The sequence below is a fragment of the Fusicatenibacter saccharivorans genome, from assembly GCF_015557635.1.
Taxonomy (GTDB): Bacteria; Bacillota; Clostridia; order Lachnospirales; family Lachnospiraceae; genus Fusicatenibacter; species Fusicatenibacter saccharivorans.
On record NZ_JADNOP010000001.1, the window covers coordinates 29,812 to 44,323 of the forward strand.

A 14,512-nucleotide genomic window follows, 5' to 3' on the forward strand; every position below is an offset into this window, starting at 1 on the left:
GGACCCGCTATGAATAAGAAGAAAAAATTTCAGCTAAAAAGCAAACATTTACTTTTCATCATGACGTTCCTGTGTCTCTCCGGCATTTTAGGCAGTGCAGCAGACAAAATGCCGGTCACGCCGATCCGGGAAGCCGCAGGCTTTGTGATCATCCCGTTTCAGAACGGAATTAACCAGATCGGTGCGTATTTGACAGACTGTCTGACCGGTTTCCAGAACGTCAAAAAACTGTCTGCCGAGAAAGAGGAGCTTGAACAGAAGGTCACGGATCTGACTGAGGAAAACAATCAGCTTGTACAGGAGCAGCAGGAGCTGCAGCGTCTTCAGGAGCTGTATCAGCTGGACCAGTCCTACTCGGAATATGAAAAAGTAGCAGCACAGGTCATCTCAAAGGATCCGGGCAACTGGTATGATACCTTTGTCATCAACAAAGGATCAAATGACGGGATTCAGAAAGATATGAACGTTATTGCAGACGGCGGCCTTGTTGGACTTGTTGAGGAGGTAAGTTCCAATTCCGCTACTGTCCGCTCTATCATTGATGACTCCAGTTCCGTGAGCGCCATGACAGCATCTACCTCGGATACGTGTATTGTATCGGGTGATCTGCGCCTGATCAGCGACGGAAAGCTTGCCTTTTCCCAGCTGAATACAACCGACACGGTAGCTGAGGGCGAAAAGATTGTGACATCGAACATCAGTGATAAATACCTCCGCGGTATTCTGATCGGCTATGTCAGTGAAATCACCGAGGACTCCAATCACCTGACGAAAAAGGGATACATCATTCCTGTTGTGGATTTTCAACATATTCAGGAAGTTCTCGTGATCAAAGAATTAAAACAGCAGGGAGGAGAGTAAATGCGCAGAAAAATCACGCTTGCCTTTCTGATTCTGGCAGCTTTCCTGTTACAGACAACTGTATTTCAGTATTTTCAGATCGCGTCCGTAACGCCGAACCTTCTTCTGATTCTGACGTCCGCCTTTGGGCTGATGCGCGGAAAAAAAGAGGGACTGATGGTCGGATTTTTCAGCGGTCTGATGATTGATCTGTTCTACGGCAGCCTGTTTGGATTTTACGCACTGCTCTACATGTATATCGGTTATCTGAATGGCTTTTTCTGCAAAGTCTTCTATGACGATGATATTAAGGTACACATTGTACTGGTCGCTGCCAGCGATCTTGTCTACAGTCTGCTGATGTATGTGCTGCAGTTCCTGCTGCGCGTGCGCCTGCACTTTTTCGATTATCTGGCGCATATTATTCTGCCGGAAATGGTATACACGGTAGTGCTCTCCATTCTGCTTTACCGGCTTTTATTTATCATCAACCGTAAACTGACCGAAAATGAAATGGAAGGACAACAGTCGCCATGGCTAAGAAGATAAGAAAACTTTTCCGCAGACTCGGTGAAAACCGCACCCTATTGCTTGGTGTGGTTTTCCTTGCTATGTTTGCCGTCCTGATCGGAAGACTTTTTATCCTGCAGGTGGTGCATGGAGAAGAGTATGCGGATAATTTTGAACTGCAAATCACAAAAACCAGAACCCTTGATAGTACAAGAGGAAATATTTATGACCGGAACGGAAAACTGATCGCTGGAAATAAGGTTTCCTACTCCGTAACCATCGAGGATAACGGAACGTACAACACGACAAAAGAACGTATTCTCTCTCTGAACGCAGAACTCTATCGTCTCTGTAAGCTGATTCGTGCAAACGGAGACTCGATTGACACCAGCACCTTCCCGATTGAAGTGGATGAGAACGGTGCGTTTGTTTTTACAGGTGAAGAGGGAACGACCCGCGACCGTTTCCGTGCAGACATTTATGGACAGAAGAAAATCGACGATATGACGGCAGAACAGAAGAGTTCCAGTGCCGAAACGCTGATGACATTTCTTGCCGGACCGGACGGCTTTGGCCTGGATGCCTATTCTGACGATGAAAAATACGCATATTCTGCCAAAGATTTTGAAGAGTATGGTCTTCCATACCAGACAGACGAATCCGGAAATGCGGTCCTTTCTCTTTCCAATCAGGAGCGTCTGGAAATTCTGGTGATCCGCTATAAGATGAAACAGACGAATTATCAGAAGTATGTCCGCGTGACAGTTGCTTCCGGCGTCAGCAGCAATACAACTGCATCGATTGCAGAGAATGAAGATGTTCTGCAGGGTGTCAGCATTTCGGAAGATTCCGAGCGTGTATATTATGACGGAAAGTATTTTTCCTCTCTGATCGGTTATACGGGCCAGGCGTCCTCAGACGAGCTGACAGAACTGAATGAAGAGCTGAAGAGCCAGGGAAAAGAAGAAACGTATTCCACGGAATCCATCGTCGGAAAATCTGGTCTGGAACAGTATATGGAGACAATCCTTCAGGGAACCGACGGATCAGAAGAGATTATCGTTAATAACGTCGGAAAAGAGCTGGAAACGGTAGAAGGATCCCTGGTTGAGCCAAAACAGGGAAATAACGTCTATCTTTCGATTGATTATGACCTGCAGATTGCGGTATATAAAATTCTGGAACAGAGAATTGCCGGCATTCTGAAACAGTATCTGAGTGATGTAAAATCCGTTGATACCTCAACACTTGCCAATACGGATGCCGTTCCGATTCCAATTTACGATGTATACAATGCACTGATCGAAAACAGCACGATTGATATTTCCCATTTCTCGGCGGCGGATGCCACGGAGCGTGAGCAGCGGATCTATGCACTGTTCCAGCAGAAGCTCCAGCAGGTGCTTGCCGAGATTACGCAGGAACTGACCGTTGAAACAGCAACCGTTTACAACGACCTTAGCGATGAAATGCAGGAATATGAGACATTCATCGTGGATAAGCTGCTTTCCAGTACGATGGGTATTCTTTCTTCAACAGCAATTGATGAGAAAGACGCCACCTATCAGGCATGGAATGACGGAACGATTTCTCTTCGTGATTATCTGACGTATGCGGCAAGCCAGAACTGGATTGATGTCTCAGCACTGACGCAGGATGATGCCTACCTGGATTCTCAGGAGGTTTATCAGAAGCTGACGGAGGTTATTCTGGACCGTCTGGCAAACAATACAACATTTGCAAAAAAGATGTATCACTATATGCTGCTGCAGGATATGCTCGATGGCTATGATATCTGCAATCTGATGTATGATCAGAACCTTCTGACGAAAGAGGATGACGATTATGCCGCTTATGTTGCAGGAAATATGACACCGTTCCAGCTTCTGTCCGATAAAATCGCCAAACTGGAAATCACCCCGGCACAGCTTGCACTCGATCCGTGTTCCGGTTCTGCTGTCATTACGGACCCGAATACCGGTGCTATTTTAGCCTGTGTTTCCTATCCTGGCTACGACAACAACCGCCTGGCAAACCAGATGGATACCGCATACTGGGCAAAATTGAATACCGATGAATCCAGCCCGCTGTACAACAAAGCAACCCAGCAGAAGACGGCTCCTGGTTCCACCTTTAAACCGCTGATGGCGGTTGCCGGATTAAGCGAAGGCATAATTACTCCGACCAGTACCATCAACTGCAACGGTCTGTTCGGGGAAGGACTTGTCAACGAATCTGACTATGTCCACTGCCATCAGTTGAGCGGCCACGGAGATCTGAACATTGTCGGTGCCATCCAGAACTCCTGCAACGTGTTCTTCTGTACGCTTGGATATCGTCTGGGACTCGATGAGAACGGCACCTTTAAACAGAAGCGCTCTCTGGAAATGATCCAGAAATATGCCGATATGTTTAAGCTGGATGAAAAGACTGGAATCGAAATTTCGGAAACCGATCCGAATGTAACCGATTCCCTCCCGATCCCTTCCTCGATTGGTCAGGGTACCAACAACTATACGACGACACAGCTTGCACGCTATGTCACAACGATTGCAAATTCCGGTACGGTTTATAATCTTTCCCTTCTGCAGAAAGCAACGGATTCGGATGGCAATGACATCGATATGGGCGCAGATTTCGGCCCGACGGTAAATTCAGAAATGGATGTTGATTCCAACATCTGGGATCTGGTACACGAAGGCATGCGAAAAGTAATCAGCGTATCCAATGCGACCATTTTCCCGGAATCCTGGCCGGTAGAGCTTTCCGGAAAAACCGGTACCGCGCAGGAAGACCGTACACGTGCAAACCATGGACTGTTTATCGGCTTCTCTCACTATGAGAGCAGAGACGATATTGCTCTTGCCGTCCGCATTCCGTTTGGATATTCTTCTATGAACGCAGAGTTGGTAGCTAAGGATATCTTAGATTATTACTATGGCCTCTCAGACGATATTCTGTCCGGTCAGGCAAACTCCAACGGTGTTGCAAGCGTGAGAGCAGACTAAGGAATTTTTCCGGCAGAAACGAAGCCTGGGAAGAAAGCTGCAAAAGAGAAAGGATGCGTTTTTAAACAAAGGTTTGGACGCATCCTGCGGCATGAAAATGCAGAACAGTTTTCAACAAGGAGGTTCCAGATGAGTGAAGTCATTGTAATTACATCAGGAAAAGGCGGCGTCGGAAAGACGACAACCGCAGCAAATATCGGAATCGGGCTGGCACAGCTTGGAAAGAAAGTTGTGATGGTAGATACCGACATCGGTCTTCGAAACCTGGATGTCGTGCTCGGCCTTGAAAACCGGATTGTCTACAATCTTGTGGATGTTGTGGAGGGCAACTGCCGGATGAAGCAGGCGCTAATCCGCGACAAACGGTACGAGCAGCTCTACCTTCTCCCGTCTGCCCAGACGAGGGACAAGACAAGCGTAACGCCCGAGCAGATGAAAAAACTCTGCGATGAATTAAAACAGAGCTTTGATTTTGTTCTTCTTGACTGTCCGGCAGGCATTGAGCAGGGATTTGCAAATGCAGTTGCCGGTGCCAATAAGGCAATTGTTGTGACTACGCCGGAGGTTTCGGCCATCCGGGACGCGGACCGCATCATCGGCCTTCTGGAGGCGCAGGATCTGAGGGATATCTCTCTTGTCATCAATCGTATCCGGCCGGATATGGTAAAACGCGGTGAAATGATGTCGGTGGATGATGTACAGGAAATTCTTGCTGTTCCGCTGCTCGGCATTCTGCCCGATGATGAGCAGGTAGTAATCGCCACCAACCAGGGCGAAGCGATCGCTGGAAGCGGTTCCAAGGCAGGAGAAGCCTTTACGAATATCAGCCACAGGATCCTCGGGGAGAGTGTTCCCTACTTGGATCTTGACAGCAAAAAGGGATTTTTCCGCCGCGTATTCGGGCGATAGGAGGGAACTGGTATGGGTTTATTTTCAGGCAGAAAGCCGCACTCCGGCCTCGTTGCAAAAGAACGTCTGTCCAATCTTTTAATGGCAGAACGTCTGAACTGTTCTCCGGCATCGCTTCAGATGCTGAAAAATGATCTTTCTGCTGCTGCAGGAAAATACCTTACCGTTGAGGCGGATGAAATTTCCGTCACCATTACACAAACAACCCCTGTCATACTGACAGCGAAAATACCATTGAAAAGAAACGAGGAGTATCATGTTAAGACGATATAAGCTGAAAAATTATAATTTCCGGCTGGTCATTCTTCTGATTGCCATCAGCATTATTGGTGTGTTTCTGATCGGAAGTGCAGACAGTGCAGACCAGAAAAAACAGGCCATCGGAGTCGTATTGGGCGTAGTCATCATGATTATTGTCTCTTTACTTGACTATAGCTGGCTTCTGAATTTTTACTGGGTTCTTTACATCGGAAATCTGATGATGCTTGGCGTTCTTTATCTCGGCGGTTCTACCGCAAAAAACACGTTTGGTGCGACCCGTTGGATTCAGATCGGAAGCTTTCAGTTTCAGCCGACCGAGCTTTCAAAAATCTTTCTGATCATGTTTTTTGCGATGTTTCTGATGAAGCATGAAGAAGATCTGAATACGGCGAAAACCATTTTTACCGCGATCGGGCTTCTGATTCCGCCGCTCGTTATGATTTACCGTCAGCCGGATTTGAAAAATACGATTACGGTCATGGTTCTGTTCTGCTTTATGATGTATGTGGCGGGCTTAAGCTACAAAGTTATCGCCGTTGTTCTGGTTTCCGGTTCAGCACTGGTACTTGCGCTTCTGCTTGTCATTACGCAGGTGAATTTCCAGCTTCCGGCGGCTCTTGACAAGACGATTGGTTATCAGCTTGGGCGAATTCAGGACTGGTTAAGCGATGATGCCGACAACGCCGACGGCCGTCTCCAGCAGCAGAATTCCATTACAGCCATCGGTTCCGGAAAGCTGACCGGAAAAGGACTCAACAACAATAAAGTTTCTTCCGCAAATAAGGGAAATTTCGTTTCCCAGAACCATAATGACTTTATTTTTGCAGTGGCAGGAGAGGAACTTGGTTTCTTTGGATGCTGCGGAATCATCCTGCTCCTGTTCCTGATTCTCGTCGAATGCATCCGGACTTCCCGGAAAGCAAAAGATCTGTCAGGAACGTTGATCTGCTGCGGTATGGCAGGACTCATTGCCTTTCAGAGCTTTCTGAATATCAGTGTTGCAACCGGAATCCTGCCGAACACCGGTACACCGCTTCCGTTCGTCAGCTATGGACTGACCTCCCTTGTAACACTTTACATCGGAATGGGGCTTGTCCTGAATGTCGGACTGCAGAACCGGGATTTTGTAACCAGAAACTATGAATTACTAAGGAGGAAAACCATCAATGAACATCGGATTGATCGCGCATGATGCAAAAAAAACGCTGCTTCAGAACTTGTGTATCGCCTACCGCTCGGTACTTGCCAAGCATACTCTTTACGCAACCGGAACTTCCGGCCGTCTGGTAGAAGAGGCAACCGGACTTAACGTCCGCAAATATCTGGCTGGACACGTTGGAGGCGTTCAGCAGATGGGTTCTCAGATTGAACAGAATGATCTGGATCTTGTGATTTTCCTGCGGGATCCGGAACAGCCGAAACAGCATGAGCCGGATGTCCATCGGATTATCCGTCTCTGCGACGTACACAGCATTCCGCTTGCCACCAATCTTGCAACGGCAGAAATGCTGATCAAATCATTAGACAGAGGAGAAATGGACTGGCGTGAAATCTACCGGAGAAACGACTAATACTACAGAAAAAGAACAGAAACTGCCTGTAACGGAGAAAAACGGGACTGCTCCGGAAAAAACCGAACATATTTTAAACCGCCTGATCATCGGCGCGGGTGTCTGTGTTGCTGTTATTGCGGTTCTGATCGGTGTGAAACTGTACCGTCAGGACCGCCAGATGGACATTACAGAGCCGTTTGCGCGAAGTATGGTGCTCGCCTCCGATCCGCTTTCGGCAGAAAAACGGTTTCAGGCTGAAACGCTCTCTGCCGATCTCTGTGTCGGTGAGACGAGCGTACCGCTGAATGATATCTCGTTTTCTTCACAGGTAAAGGCCGGACTGTTTGATCTGGATCACAAAAAAGTATTGTTCGCGCAGAATATGTATGATCAGATCTACCCAGCCAGCATCACGAAGATCATGACGGCTCTCCTTGCCATGGAATACAACCAGCCGGATACGCAGGTAACGATCACAGAAGAGGATCTTGCGCTGGAAGATGGATCCCAGATGAGTGGACTGGCCGTGGGCGATACGGTAACGATGGATCAGCTTTTCCATGCATTGTTGATTTATTCTGCCAACGATGCTGCTATGGCGATTGCCCGCCAGGTAGGCGGAAGTGTAGAGAATTTCGTTCAGATGATGAACGATAAGGCAGCTTCCCTTGCCATGACCGGTACGCATTTTGCAAACCCGCACGGTCTTCACAATGAGAATCATTACACTACTGCATATGATGTTTATCTGATGCTGTATGCTGCCTATCAGCATACGGAATTCCAGAATACGATGTCAATGTCTTCCTACACGCTGAACATGACGCATGCGGACGGTACGGCGGGAACGATCTATTTAAGCTCCACGGACAAATATCTGACCGGAGAGAAAAACGCACCGGAAAATGTGACGGTGCTCGGCGGAAAAACCGGAACGACCGATGAGGCCGGTTCCTGCCTGGCACTGGTATCCCAGAATGCATACGGAGAACCGTTTATCTCTGTCATTCTTCATGCATCAACAAAAGTGGAACTGTACGAGGACATGAACACTCTTCTTTCCAATATCAACTCCTGACGTAATCTTTTTGCAATCCCCCGGACGGCGTTTTTTCTGCCTATCCGGGAGATTGTCGTATCCGTTTAGAAAAACAGAGCTCCTTTCCCTGCGAATTAGAAGATTTTTCAGAATTTTTTCATTTTACCATTGAAAACGTTGGTGAATTGTACTATAATTAAACCATGAACTTAAAGGTTTTTGGTGAAAATATCTTATTCTAATCTAAGGAGGAAACTGCTATGGTTCAATTAATTGTAGGCAAGAAGGGAAAAGGCAAAACAAAACAGCTGTTAGACAAAGTAAATGCAGAGGTAAAAACCGCAAACGGAAATATCGTGTATATTGACAAGAGCACAAAGCACATGTTTGAATTAAACAACAAAGTACGTCTGATTTCCGCAACCGACTATCCTCTGAAAAACAGTGATGAATTTATCGGATTTATCTGCGGTATCGTTTCTCAGGACCACGATCTCGCAAGCGTTTATCTCGACAGCTTCCTGAAAGTAGCAAAACTGGAAGGAGAGGACATCACAGATTGTGTTGAACAGCTGGAAGGCATTGGCAAGCAGTATAACATTACCTTCGTATTAAGTGTCTCCATGGATAAGGAAGAGCTTCCGGAAGGCATGCAGGATAAGATTATCGTTGCACTGTAACCGAAACTGTATTATAATAATTGCATAGCGACAAAACCAAAGGACGGCGCTTACGGCACCGTCCTTTTAGCGCATGGATTAAACAATAAAAGGAGCATACATTTTGTCTAAGCAGAAAAAGAACAGCCGCCGGCATTCGAGAATCCGTTTCCCTTTTCCGGCGTTGAATATTGGAAATATCATCTTTGGAGCCCTTTTTTTCTATATGGCAGTTTCACTTTTCTTTTACCTGACCGCCGATCATATCAAATCTTTTCAGGTTGTGCAGGGAACTTTATCCCGGAATGATACCTATACCGCATTCGCCATGCGGACAGAGAGCGTGCAGCTTTCCTCCGGCAGCGGATATGTTCAGTTCTATACCCCAAATGCATCGAAAATCAGCCGCGGAAGCGCTGTTTATGGGATTTCCGCAACAGAAAATGTCGATACCTCTGGTATTGCGGCAGATGCGGCAACGAGAACGTCGCTTCGTTCCTCGCTCGCACGTTTTTCTTCTGATTATGATTCCAGTTCCTTTTCCGGCATTTATCAGCTGAAAACAGAACTTTCCGCAAAGCTGCTTGCCGCTGCCGCTGAAAACGGAGATTCCTCATCACAGACAATATTTTATGCAGATCAGGACGGTGTTGTCGTCTACGGCAGTGATGGATATGAAAGCTATACGGAGGACAGCCTTACGCCGGAGCTTTTCTCTACGAAAGCCTCTGTGGTTTCCTTTGATTCCGGCGCGCAGACGGAGCCTGGAAATGCAGTATACCGTCTGGTGACAGATGAGCAGTGGGAAATTGCCGTTCCGGTGACGAATAAGCAGGTCGTTACACTTTCCAATTTCAGTACGATAAAAGTTAAATTTCTGAAAGACGGAAAAACACAGACGGGAACGCTGAATCTAAAGTCCATTAACGATCAGAACTATGCTGTCATTTCGTTTACAAGCGGGATGATCCGTTATGCGGAAGACCGTTTTCTTTCAATAGAGCTGGTCACAAACACTGGAAGCGGACTGAAAATTCCAAATACTGCCATCACGGAAAAAGATTTCTATAAAATCCCGGCGCAGATGCTCGTACAGGGCGGAGACAGCAATTCTTCCGGTTTCCTGCGGGAAAAGACCGATAAAAAAGGAAATGTCATGCTGGATGATAACGGACAGCCGGTGACAGAATTTGTAAACGCCACGATCTATGAGCAGGTCAATGATGAAAATGATAATCCGGTCGAATATTACGTCGACATGGCCGCTTTTAATGATGGAGATATACTTCGTGCACAGGATTCCGCCACAACGTATCAGATTGGAGAAACGGTTCCGCTGCAGGGTGTTTACTGCATCAACAAAGGATATGCTGTATTCCGCAAAATTCAGATCGTCGATCAGAATGCGGAGTATTCTATCATAAAAAAACAAACGCAATACGGCATTTCGCAGTATGATTATATTGTGGAAAATGCATCCACCGTCAGTGAAGAAGATATTGTGCATTAAATACTGGAGGTTAGAAAGATATGCTGAAAGAGAACTATGAAGAAGTCCAGAAGAAAATTACAGAAGCCTGCAAAAGAGCCGGACGGAACCGGGAGGAAGTTACCCTGATTGCGGTCAGCAAGACAAAACCGGTCGAAATGCTTTCCGAAATCTATGATCTTGGCGAACGCAATTTCGGTGAAAACAAAGTGCAGGAGCTGACAGAAAAAGAGGAAGTGCTGCCAAAGGATATCCACTGGCACATGATCGGTCATCTGCAGCGGAATAAAGTAAAATACATTGCAGGAAAAGTTGCCCTGATTCATTCTGTCGATTCTCTTCGTCTGGCAAAAACGATCAGTGAGGAAGCGGTAAAGCACAACTGCGAAATCCCGATCCTGATCGAGGTAAACGTTGCCGGCGAGGAAAGCAAGTTTGGTGTCTCCGTAGAGGAAACCCTTCCATTGATTGAAGAAATCGCAAAACTTCCGGCAATTCATGTGGAGGGACTTATGACCATTGCACCGTATGTGGAAGATCCAGAAGAAAATCGTCCGGTTTTTCGCAAATTAAAGGAATTAAGTGTTGACATTGCCGCCAAAAACATTAATAATGTACGTATGGCCATTTTGAGCATGGGCATGACCGGCGATTACGAAGTAGCAGTAGAAGAAGGCGCCACTTTAGTACGGGTTGGAACCGGAGTCTTTGGCGAACGGGATTACAGTAAAAGATAACAGGAAGCCTTTCCAAGAAGAGTGACCCCGCGCATTCTGCACGGCTGTCTGGCCAAATGCCACAGGACTAAAAATAGGAGAGTATAAGAATGAGTGTTTTAGACAAATTTCTGGATGCCATCCGGCTGAACGACGATTACGAGGAAGAGGATGCTGATTCGGATAGCTTCTTCGATGAAGAAGACGATGATATAGAAGAAAAACCAAAGAAACGTTTCTTCCGTAAACTGGAGAACGAGGATGAGGACGAAGAGGAAGAGCCGCAGGCGAAACCGGTTCACACTGCACCGCGTAAACAGCCGGCGCCAAAGACCACCGCTTCAAGCCAGGCTGCTGCTGCACGAGCTCCAAAGCCAGCTGCTCCGGTTTCCTCGAAAGTTACTCCAATGAGAAAGAAAGCAGGTGCATTAAATATGGAAGTATGCGTCATCAAACCGGCTTCCATGGAGGATACCCGTGAAATCGCGGATACGCTTCTGGCCGGATGTACCGTTGTCCTTAACTTAGAAGGCATTGATGTGGATATTGCCCAGAGAATCATTGATTTCTGCTGTGGTGCATGCTACTGCATGAGCGGAAGTCTGCAGAAAGTTTCCAGCTATATTTTCATCCTGACACCGTCCAGCGTAGAAATTTCCGGCGACATCCAGGATATCTTAAGCGGAGCTTTTGATCTTCCAAATATCCGTACCGATTATTAAAGAAAATTATCTTTGCAGTAAATTAAAATGGATCCACTGGATCAATTATTGATTTGCTTAGTAACAAAGGAAAAGCATCAGATGCAGGATTCTGATGCTTTTTTCATGAAAGAACATACAGGAGGCATAATTTATGAAAACACTTACCGTTAAAAGAGAAGGCACATCTACTGAATTTTCTTATGAAATTGTCTGGGACGGCAGCTACGAACGCCTCGCCGGCTGTGTGGAGAACTTAAAACTCCCTGCAAAAAAGGCCTGCATTGTCACAGACAGCACGGTTTCAGAACTGTATCTGGAAGAGGTAAAAAATGTACTGTCCCCGCTGTTTGAGACCGTAACCGCATTTGTTTTCCCGGCTGGTGAAGCAAGCAAAAATCTGGATACCGTCAAAGATCTGTACACGCATCTGATTGAAAACCACTTTGAGAGAAAAGACATTTTATTCGCACTCGGCGGCGGTGTCGTTGGGGATCTGACCGGCTATGCGGCGGCAACGTATCTGCGCGGCATTGATTTCATCCAGCTTCCGACGACACTGCTTGCACAGGTAGATTCCAGCGTTGGAGGAAAAACGGGCGTCGATTTCGACCAGTACAAAAATATGGTCGGTGCATTCCATCATCCACGTCTTGTCTATATGAATATGGCAACCTTAAAATCCCTGAACGGAGAACAGTTTGCCTGCGGTATGGGAGAAGTCCTGAAAACAGGTCTGATCCGCGATGAAAAATTCTACATCTGGACCATCAATCACATGTCTGAGATCGAAGAGCGGATTGAGCCGGTATTAACGAAAATGATCCAGAAATGCTGCGATATCAAACGCCAGGTTGTAGAAAATGACCCAACAGAACAGGGAGAGCGTGCCGTTTTAAATCTTGGCCATACGATCGGTCATGCCATTGAAAAGCTCAAAAACTTCGAACTGCTCCATGGCCAGTGCGTTGCACTTGGAACCGTTGCTGCTGCCTATATTTCCTACAAGAGAAGTTATCTCTCCGATGAAGAGTTTTACGAGATTCGTGATATGAACGTCGGTTTCTATCTGCCAATCACCGTGGACGGCCTGAAATCGGAAGATATTCTGGCTGCAACAAAATCGGACAAGAAAATGGAACAGGGTACGATCAAATTCATCCTTCTGGAGTCTGTCGGCCATGCTGTGGTGGACCGCACGGTTACAGATGAAGAAATGCTGGAAGCTATCAATTCTATTAATGGAGATCTGATCGATGAAGAGTAAAAAACTTTCTCCGCTGGCCGTTTATCTGGTTTGCGCGGCAGCGATTGTCCTTCTGCTTGCAGCAGATCAGTATACAAAATCACTGGCAGTGCAGTATCTGAAGGACCAGCCGTCGATCGAGCTCATTCCAGGGGTTTTGGAGCTGTTTTATCTGGAAAACCGCGGTATGGCATTCGGACTTCTGCAGGATCAGTACTGGCTGTTTGCTATGATGACGGTATTGTTTCTGATCGTCATGGTGATCGTCTTTTACAAGCTTCCAAAGACACGCCGCTTTTTACCGCTTTTTGCCGTGCTGACTGTTCTGACGGCTGGTGCGGTCGGAAATTTTTACGATCGTTTTCTGAATCACTATGTCGTTGATTTCATCTACGTTTCGCTGATCAACTTTCCGGTTTTTAACGTAGCTGATATTTATGTCACCGTATCGGTCGCTGTCTTTTTACTGCTGTATCTGTTGTACTACAAGGACGAAGACTTCGCATTTCTGCATAAAAACGCCAAAAAGGAGGAGTCCGATGGCTGAAGAAGAACGGATTTTGGAAGTTACACCGGATTTTGACGGAAAACGGATTGATCAGTGCCTGGCCGCATCTTTTTCGGACTGTTCCCGTTCTTTTCTGCAGAAGCTTTTAAAAGACGGAAAGGTTTCGATCAACGGAAAAACGCAGAAAGCAAGCAGTAAGGTTGCCGCCGGTGATGCCGTTCTGGTGCTTCTGCCGGAACCGGAAGAACTGAACGTGGAGCCAGAAAACATTCCGCTTGATATTCTGTACGAGGATGATGATCTTCTGGTCGTCAATAAGCCCAAGGGGATGGTCGTACATCCGGCGGCAGGCCACAGCAGCGGAACACTGGTCAATGCGGTTCTGTATCACTGCCGCGGAAATCTCTCCGGCATCAACGGCGTTCTGCGCCCCGGAATCGTCCACAGAATCGATATGGACACAACGGGTGCCCTGGTTATCTGTAAGAGCGATTTCGCCCACCAGAGCCTCGCAGAACAGCTCTCTGTACATTCCATTACCCGAAAGTACCGGGCAATTGTCCATGGGAATCTGAAAGAGGACGAGGGAACCGTGCGCGGTGCAATCGGCCGCCATCCGACAGACCGGAAAAAGATGGCGATTAATGAACGGAACGGAAAACCGGCGGTCACACATTACCGTGTGCTGGAACGCTTTGGAAATTATACGTATATTGAATGCCAGCTGGAAACCGGCCGGACGCATCAGATCCGTGTCCATATGGCAAGTATCGGGCATCCGCTGCTTGGCGATGCGGTTTATGGCCCGAAGAAATGCCCGGTGAAAAACCTGCAGGGACAGACGCTGCATGCGATGGTACTTGGATTTATCCATCCACGGACCGGTGCCTATATGGAGTTTGAGGCGCCGATTCCGGAATATTTTTCCAATCTGTTGCTGCAGTTTCGAAAAAATGTCTGAAACCGCTTAAAAAGAATGATATTTTAAAAAGTATATAGTTAATTTGTATAAGTTTTATCAAAATGTTCTGTACTTTCTGTGAATTCTGTAGTATACTGGATGTAACGAAAAA

At 46.8% G+C, this 14,512-nt stretch carries 15 protein-coding genes; all 15 read left to right on the forward strand.

The genetic code is table 11. From position 1 onward, the window contains the following. Window positions 1-9: 9 nt before the first annotated feature. Complete coding sequence (gene mreC / locus I2G42_RS00120) at window positions 10-861, forward strand: rod shape-determining protein MreC (protein ID WP_055228139.1); 852 nt, start codon at window positions 10-12, stop codon at window positions 859-861. Continuing rightward, window positions 862-1,389: a rod shape-determining protein MreD gene (mreD, locus tag I2G42_RS00125; RefSeq protein WP_022462850.1), complete on the forward strand. Its 528-nt coding sequence runs from the start codon at window positions 862-864 to the stop codon at window positions 1,387-1,389. Continuing rightward, on the forward strand, window positions 1,374-4,358 hold the full coding sequence (locus tag I2G42_RS00130; protein WP_118659644.1) for a penicillin-binding transpeptidase domain-containing protein: 2,985 nt from the start codon (window positions 1,374-1,376) through the stop codon (window positions 4,356-4,358). Before mreD ends, I2G42_RS00130 begins: the two co-directional genes overlap by 16 nt. A gap of 129 nt (window positions 4,359-4,487) precedes the next feature. Then, window positions 4,488-5,267, forward strand: a complete 780-nt coding sequence (gene minD, locus I2G42_RS00135; protein ID WP_022462852.1) for a septum site-determining protein MinD — start codon at window positions 4,488-4,490, stop codon at window positions 5,265-5,267. 12 nt (window positions 5,268-5,279) lie between these two features. After that, window positions 5,280-5,540 carry a cell division topological specificity factor MinE gene (locus I2G42_RS00140; RefSeq protein WP_022462853.1) on the forward strand — a complete coding sequence of 87 codons (261 nt, stop codon included), beginning with the start codon at window positions 5,280-5,282 and terminating at the stop codon, window positions 5,538-5,540. Continuing rightward, window positions 5,524-6,720 carry an FtsW/RodA/SpoVE family cell cycle protein gene (locus I2G42_RS00145; protein ID WP_118659646.1) on the forward strand — a complete coding sequence of 399 codons (1,197 nt, stop codon included), beginning with the start codon at window positions 5,524-5,526 and terminating at the stop codon, window positions 6,718-6,720. Before I2G42_RS00140 ends, I2G42_RS00145 begins: the two co-directional genes overlap by 17 nt. Then, window positions 6,695-7,099 carry a methylglyoxal synthase gene (gene mgsA, locus I2G42_RS00150; RefSeq protein WP_022462855.1) on the forward strand — a complete coding sequence of 135 codons (405 nt, stop codon included), beginning with the start codon at window positions 6,695-6,697 and terminating at the stop codon, window positions 7,097-7,099. Before I2G42_RS00145 ends, mgsA begins: the two co-directional genes overlap by 26 nt. Then, window positions 7,074-8,159, forward strand: a complete 1,086-nt coding sequence (locus I2G42_RS00155) for a D-alanyl-D-alanine carboxypeptidase family protein (protein ID WP_226906396.1) — start codon at window positions 7,074-7,076, stop codon at window positions 8,157-8,159. Before mgsA ends, I2G42_RS00155 begins: the two co-directional genes overlap by 26 nt. A gap of 221 nt (window positions 8,160-8,380) precedes the next feature. Beyond that, window positions 8,381-8,800 carry a hypothetical protein gene (locus I2G42_RS00160; protein WP_022462857.1) on the forward strand — a complete coding sequence of 140 codons (420 nt, stop codon included), beginning with the start codon at window positions 8,381-8,383 and terminating at the stop codon, window positions 8,798-8,800. 205 nt (window positions 8,801-9,005) lie between these two features. Further along, window positions 9,006-10,289: a biotin/lipoyl attachment domain-containing protein gene (locus tag I2G42_RS00165; protein WP_195530601.1), complete on the forward strand. Its 1,284-nt coding sequence runs from the start codon at window positions 9,006-9,008 to the stop codon at window positions 10,287-10,289. 20 nt (window positions 10,290-10,309) lie between these two features. Continuing rightward, window positions 10,310-11,005 (forward strand): YggS family pyridoxal phosphate-dependent enzyme, encoded by a 696-nt coding sequence (locus I2G42_RS00170; RefSeq protein WP_022462859.1) that lies wholly within the window; start codon window positions 10,310-10,312, stop codon window positions 11,003-11,005. 89 nt (window positions 11,006-11,094) lie between these two features. After that, window positions 11,095-11,706, forward strand: a complete 612-nt coding sequence (locus I2G42_RS00175; RefSeq protein ID WP_055217838.1) for a cell division protein SepF — start codon at window positions 11,095-11,097, stop codon at window positions 11,704-11,706. 133 nt (window positions 11,707-11,839) lie between these two features. Beyond that, window positions 11,840-12,952: a 3-dehydroquinate synthase gene (aroB, locus tag I2G42_RS00180; RefSeq protein WP_055217839.1), complete on the forward strand. Its 1,113-nt coding sequence runs from the start codon at window positions 11,840-11,842 to the stop codon at window positions 12,950-12,952. After that, window positions 12,942-13,478, forward strand: a complete 537-nt coding sequence (lspA, locus tag I2G42_RS00185; RefSeq protein ID WP_022462862.1) for a signal peptidase II — start codon at window positions 12,942-12,944, stop codon at window positions 13,476-13,478. Before aroB ends, lspA begins: the two co-directional genes overlap by 11 nt. Continuing rightward, entirely contained in the window at window positions 13,471-14,400 is a 930-nt protein-coding gene (locus I2G42_RS00190) for an RluA family pseudouridine synthase (RefSeq protein ID WP_117801150.1), read from the forward strand. Before lspA ends, I2G42_RS00190 begins: the two co-directional genes overlap by 8 nt. Window positions 14,401-14,512: the final 112 nt, after the last annotated feature.

What these genes read in the sequence shown, in the direction of transcription:
- mreC (WP_055228139.1), top strand. Translation starts at nt 10, where the DNA reads ATGAATAAGAAGAAAAAATTTCAGCTAAAAAGCAAACATTTACTTTTC.
- mreD (WP_022462850.1), top strand. Translation starts at nt 862, where the DNA reads ATGCGCAGAAAAATCACGCTTGCCTTTCTGATTCTGGCAGCTTTCCTG.
- I2G42_RS00130 (WP_118659644.1), top strand. Translation starts at nt 1,374, where the DNA reads ATGGCTAAGAAGATAAGAAAACTTTTCCGCAGACTCGGTGAAAACCGC.
- minD (WP_022462852.1), top strand. Translation starts at nt 4,488, where the DNA reads ATGAGTGAAGTCATTGTAATTACATCAGGAAAAGGCGGCGTCGGAAAG.
- I2G42_RS00140 (WP_022462853.1), top strand. Translation starts at nt 5,280, where the DNA reads ATGGGTTTATTTTCAGGCAGAAAGCCGCACTCCGGCCTCGTTGCAAAA.
- I2G42_RS00145 (WP_118659646.1), top strand. Translation starts at nt 5,524, where the DNA reads ATGTTAAGACGATATAAGCTGAAAAATTATAATTTCCGGCTGGTCATT.
- mgsA (WP_022462855.1), top strand. Translation starts at nt 6,695, where the DNA reads ATGAACATCGGATTGATCGCGCATGATGCAAAAAAAACGCTGCTTCAG.
- I2G42_RS00160 (WP_022462857.1), top strand. Translation starts at nt 8,381, where the DNA reads ATGGTTCAATTAATTGTAGGCAAGAAGGGAAAAGGCAAAACAAAACAG.
- I2G42_RS00165 (WP_195530601.1), top strand. Translation starts at nt 9,006, where the DNA reads ATGGCAGTTTCACTTTTCTTTTACCTGACCGCCGATCATATCAAATCT.
- I2G42_RS00170 (WP_022462859.1), top strand. Translation starts at nt 10,310, where the DNA reads ATGCTGAAAGAGAACTATGAAGAAGTCCAGAAGAAAATTACAGAAGCC.
- I2G42_RS00175 (WP_055217838.1), top strand. Translation starts at nt 11,095, where the DNA reads ATGAGTGTTTTAGACAAATTTCTGGATGCCATCCGGCTGAACGACGAT.
- aroB (WP_055217839.1), top strand. Translation starts at nt 11,840, where the DNA reads ATGAAAACACTTACCGTTAAAAGAGAAGGCACATCTACTGAATTTTCT.
- lspA (WP_022462862.1), top strand. Translation starts at nt 12,942, where the DNA reads ATGAAGAGTAAAAAACTTTCTCCGCTGGCCGTTTATCTGGTTTGCGCG.
- I2G42_RS00190 (WP_117801150.1), top strand. Translation starts at nt 13,471, where the DNA reads ATGGCTGAAGAAGAACGGATTTTGGAAGTTACACCGGATTTTGACGGA.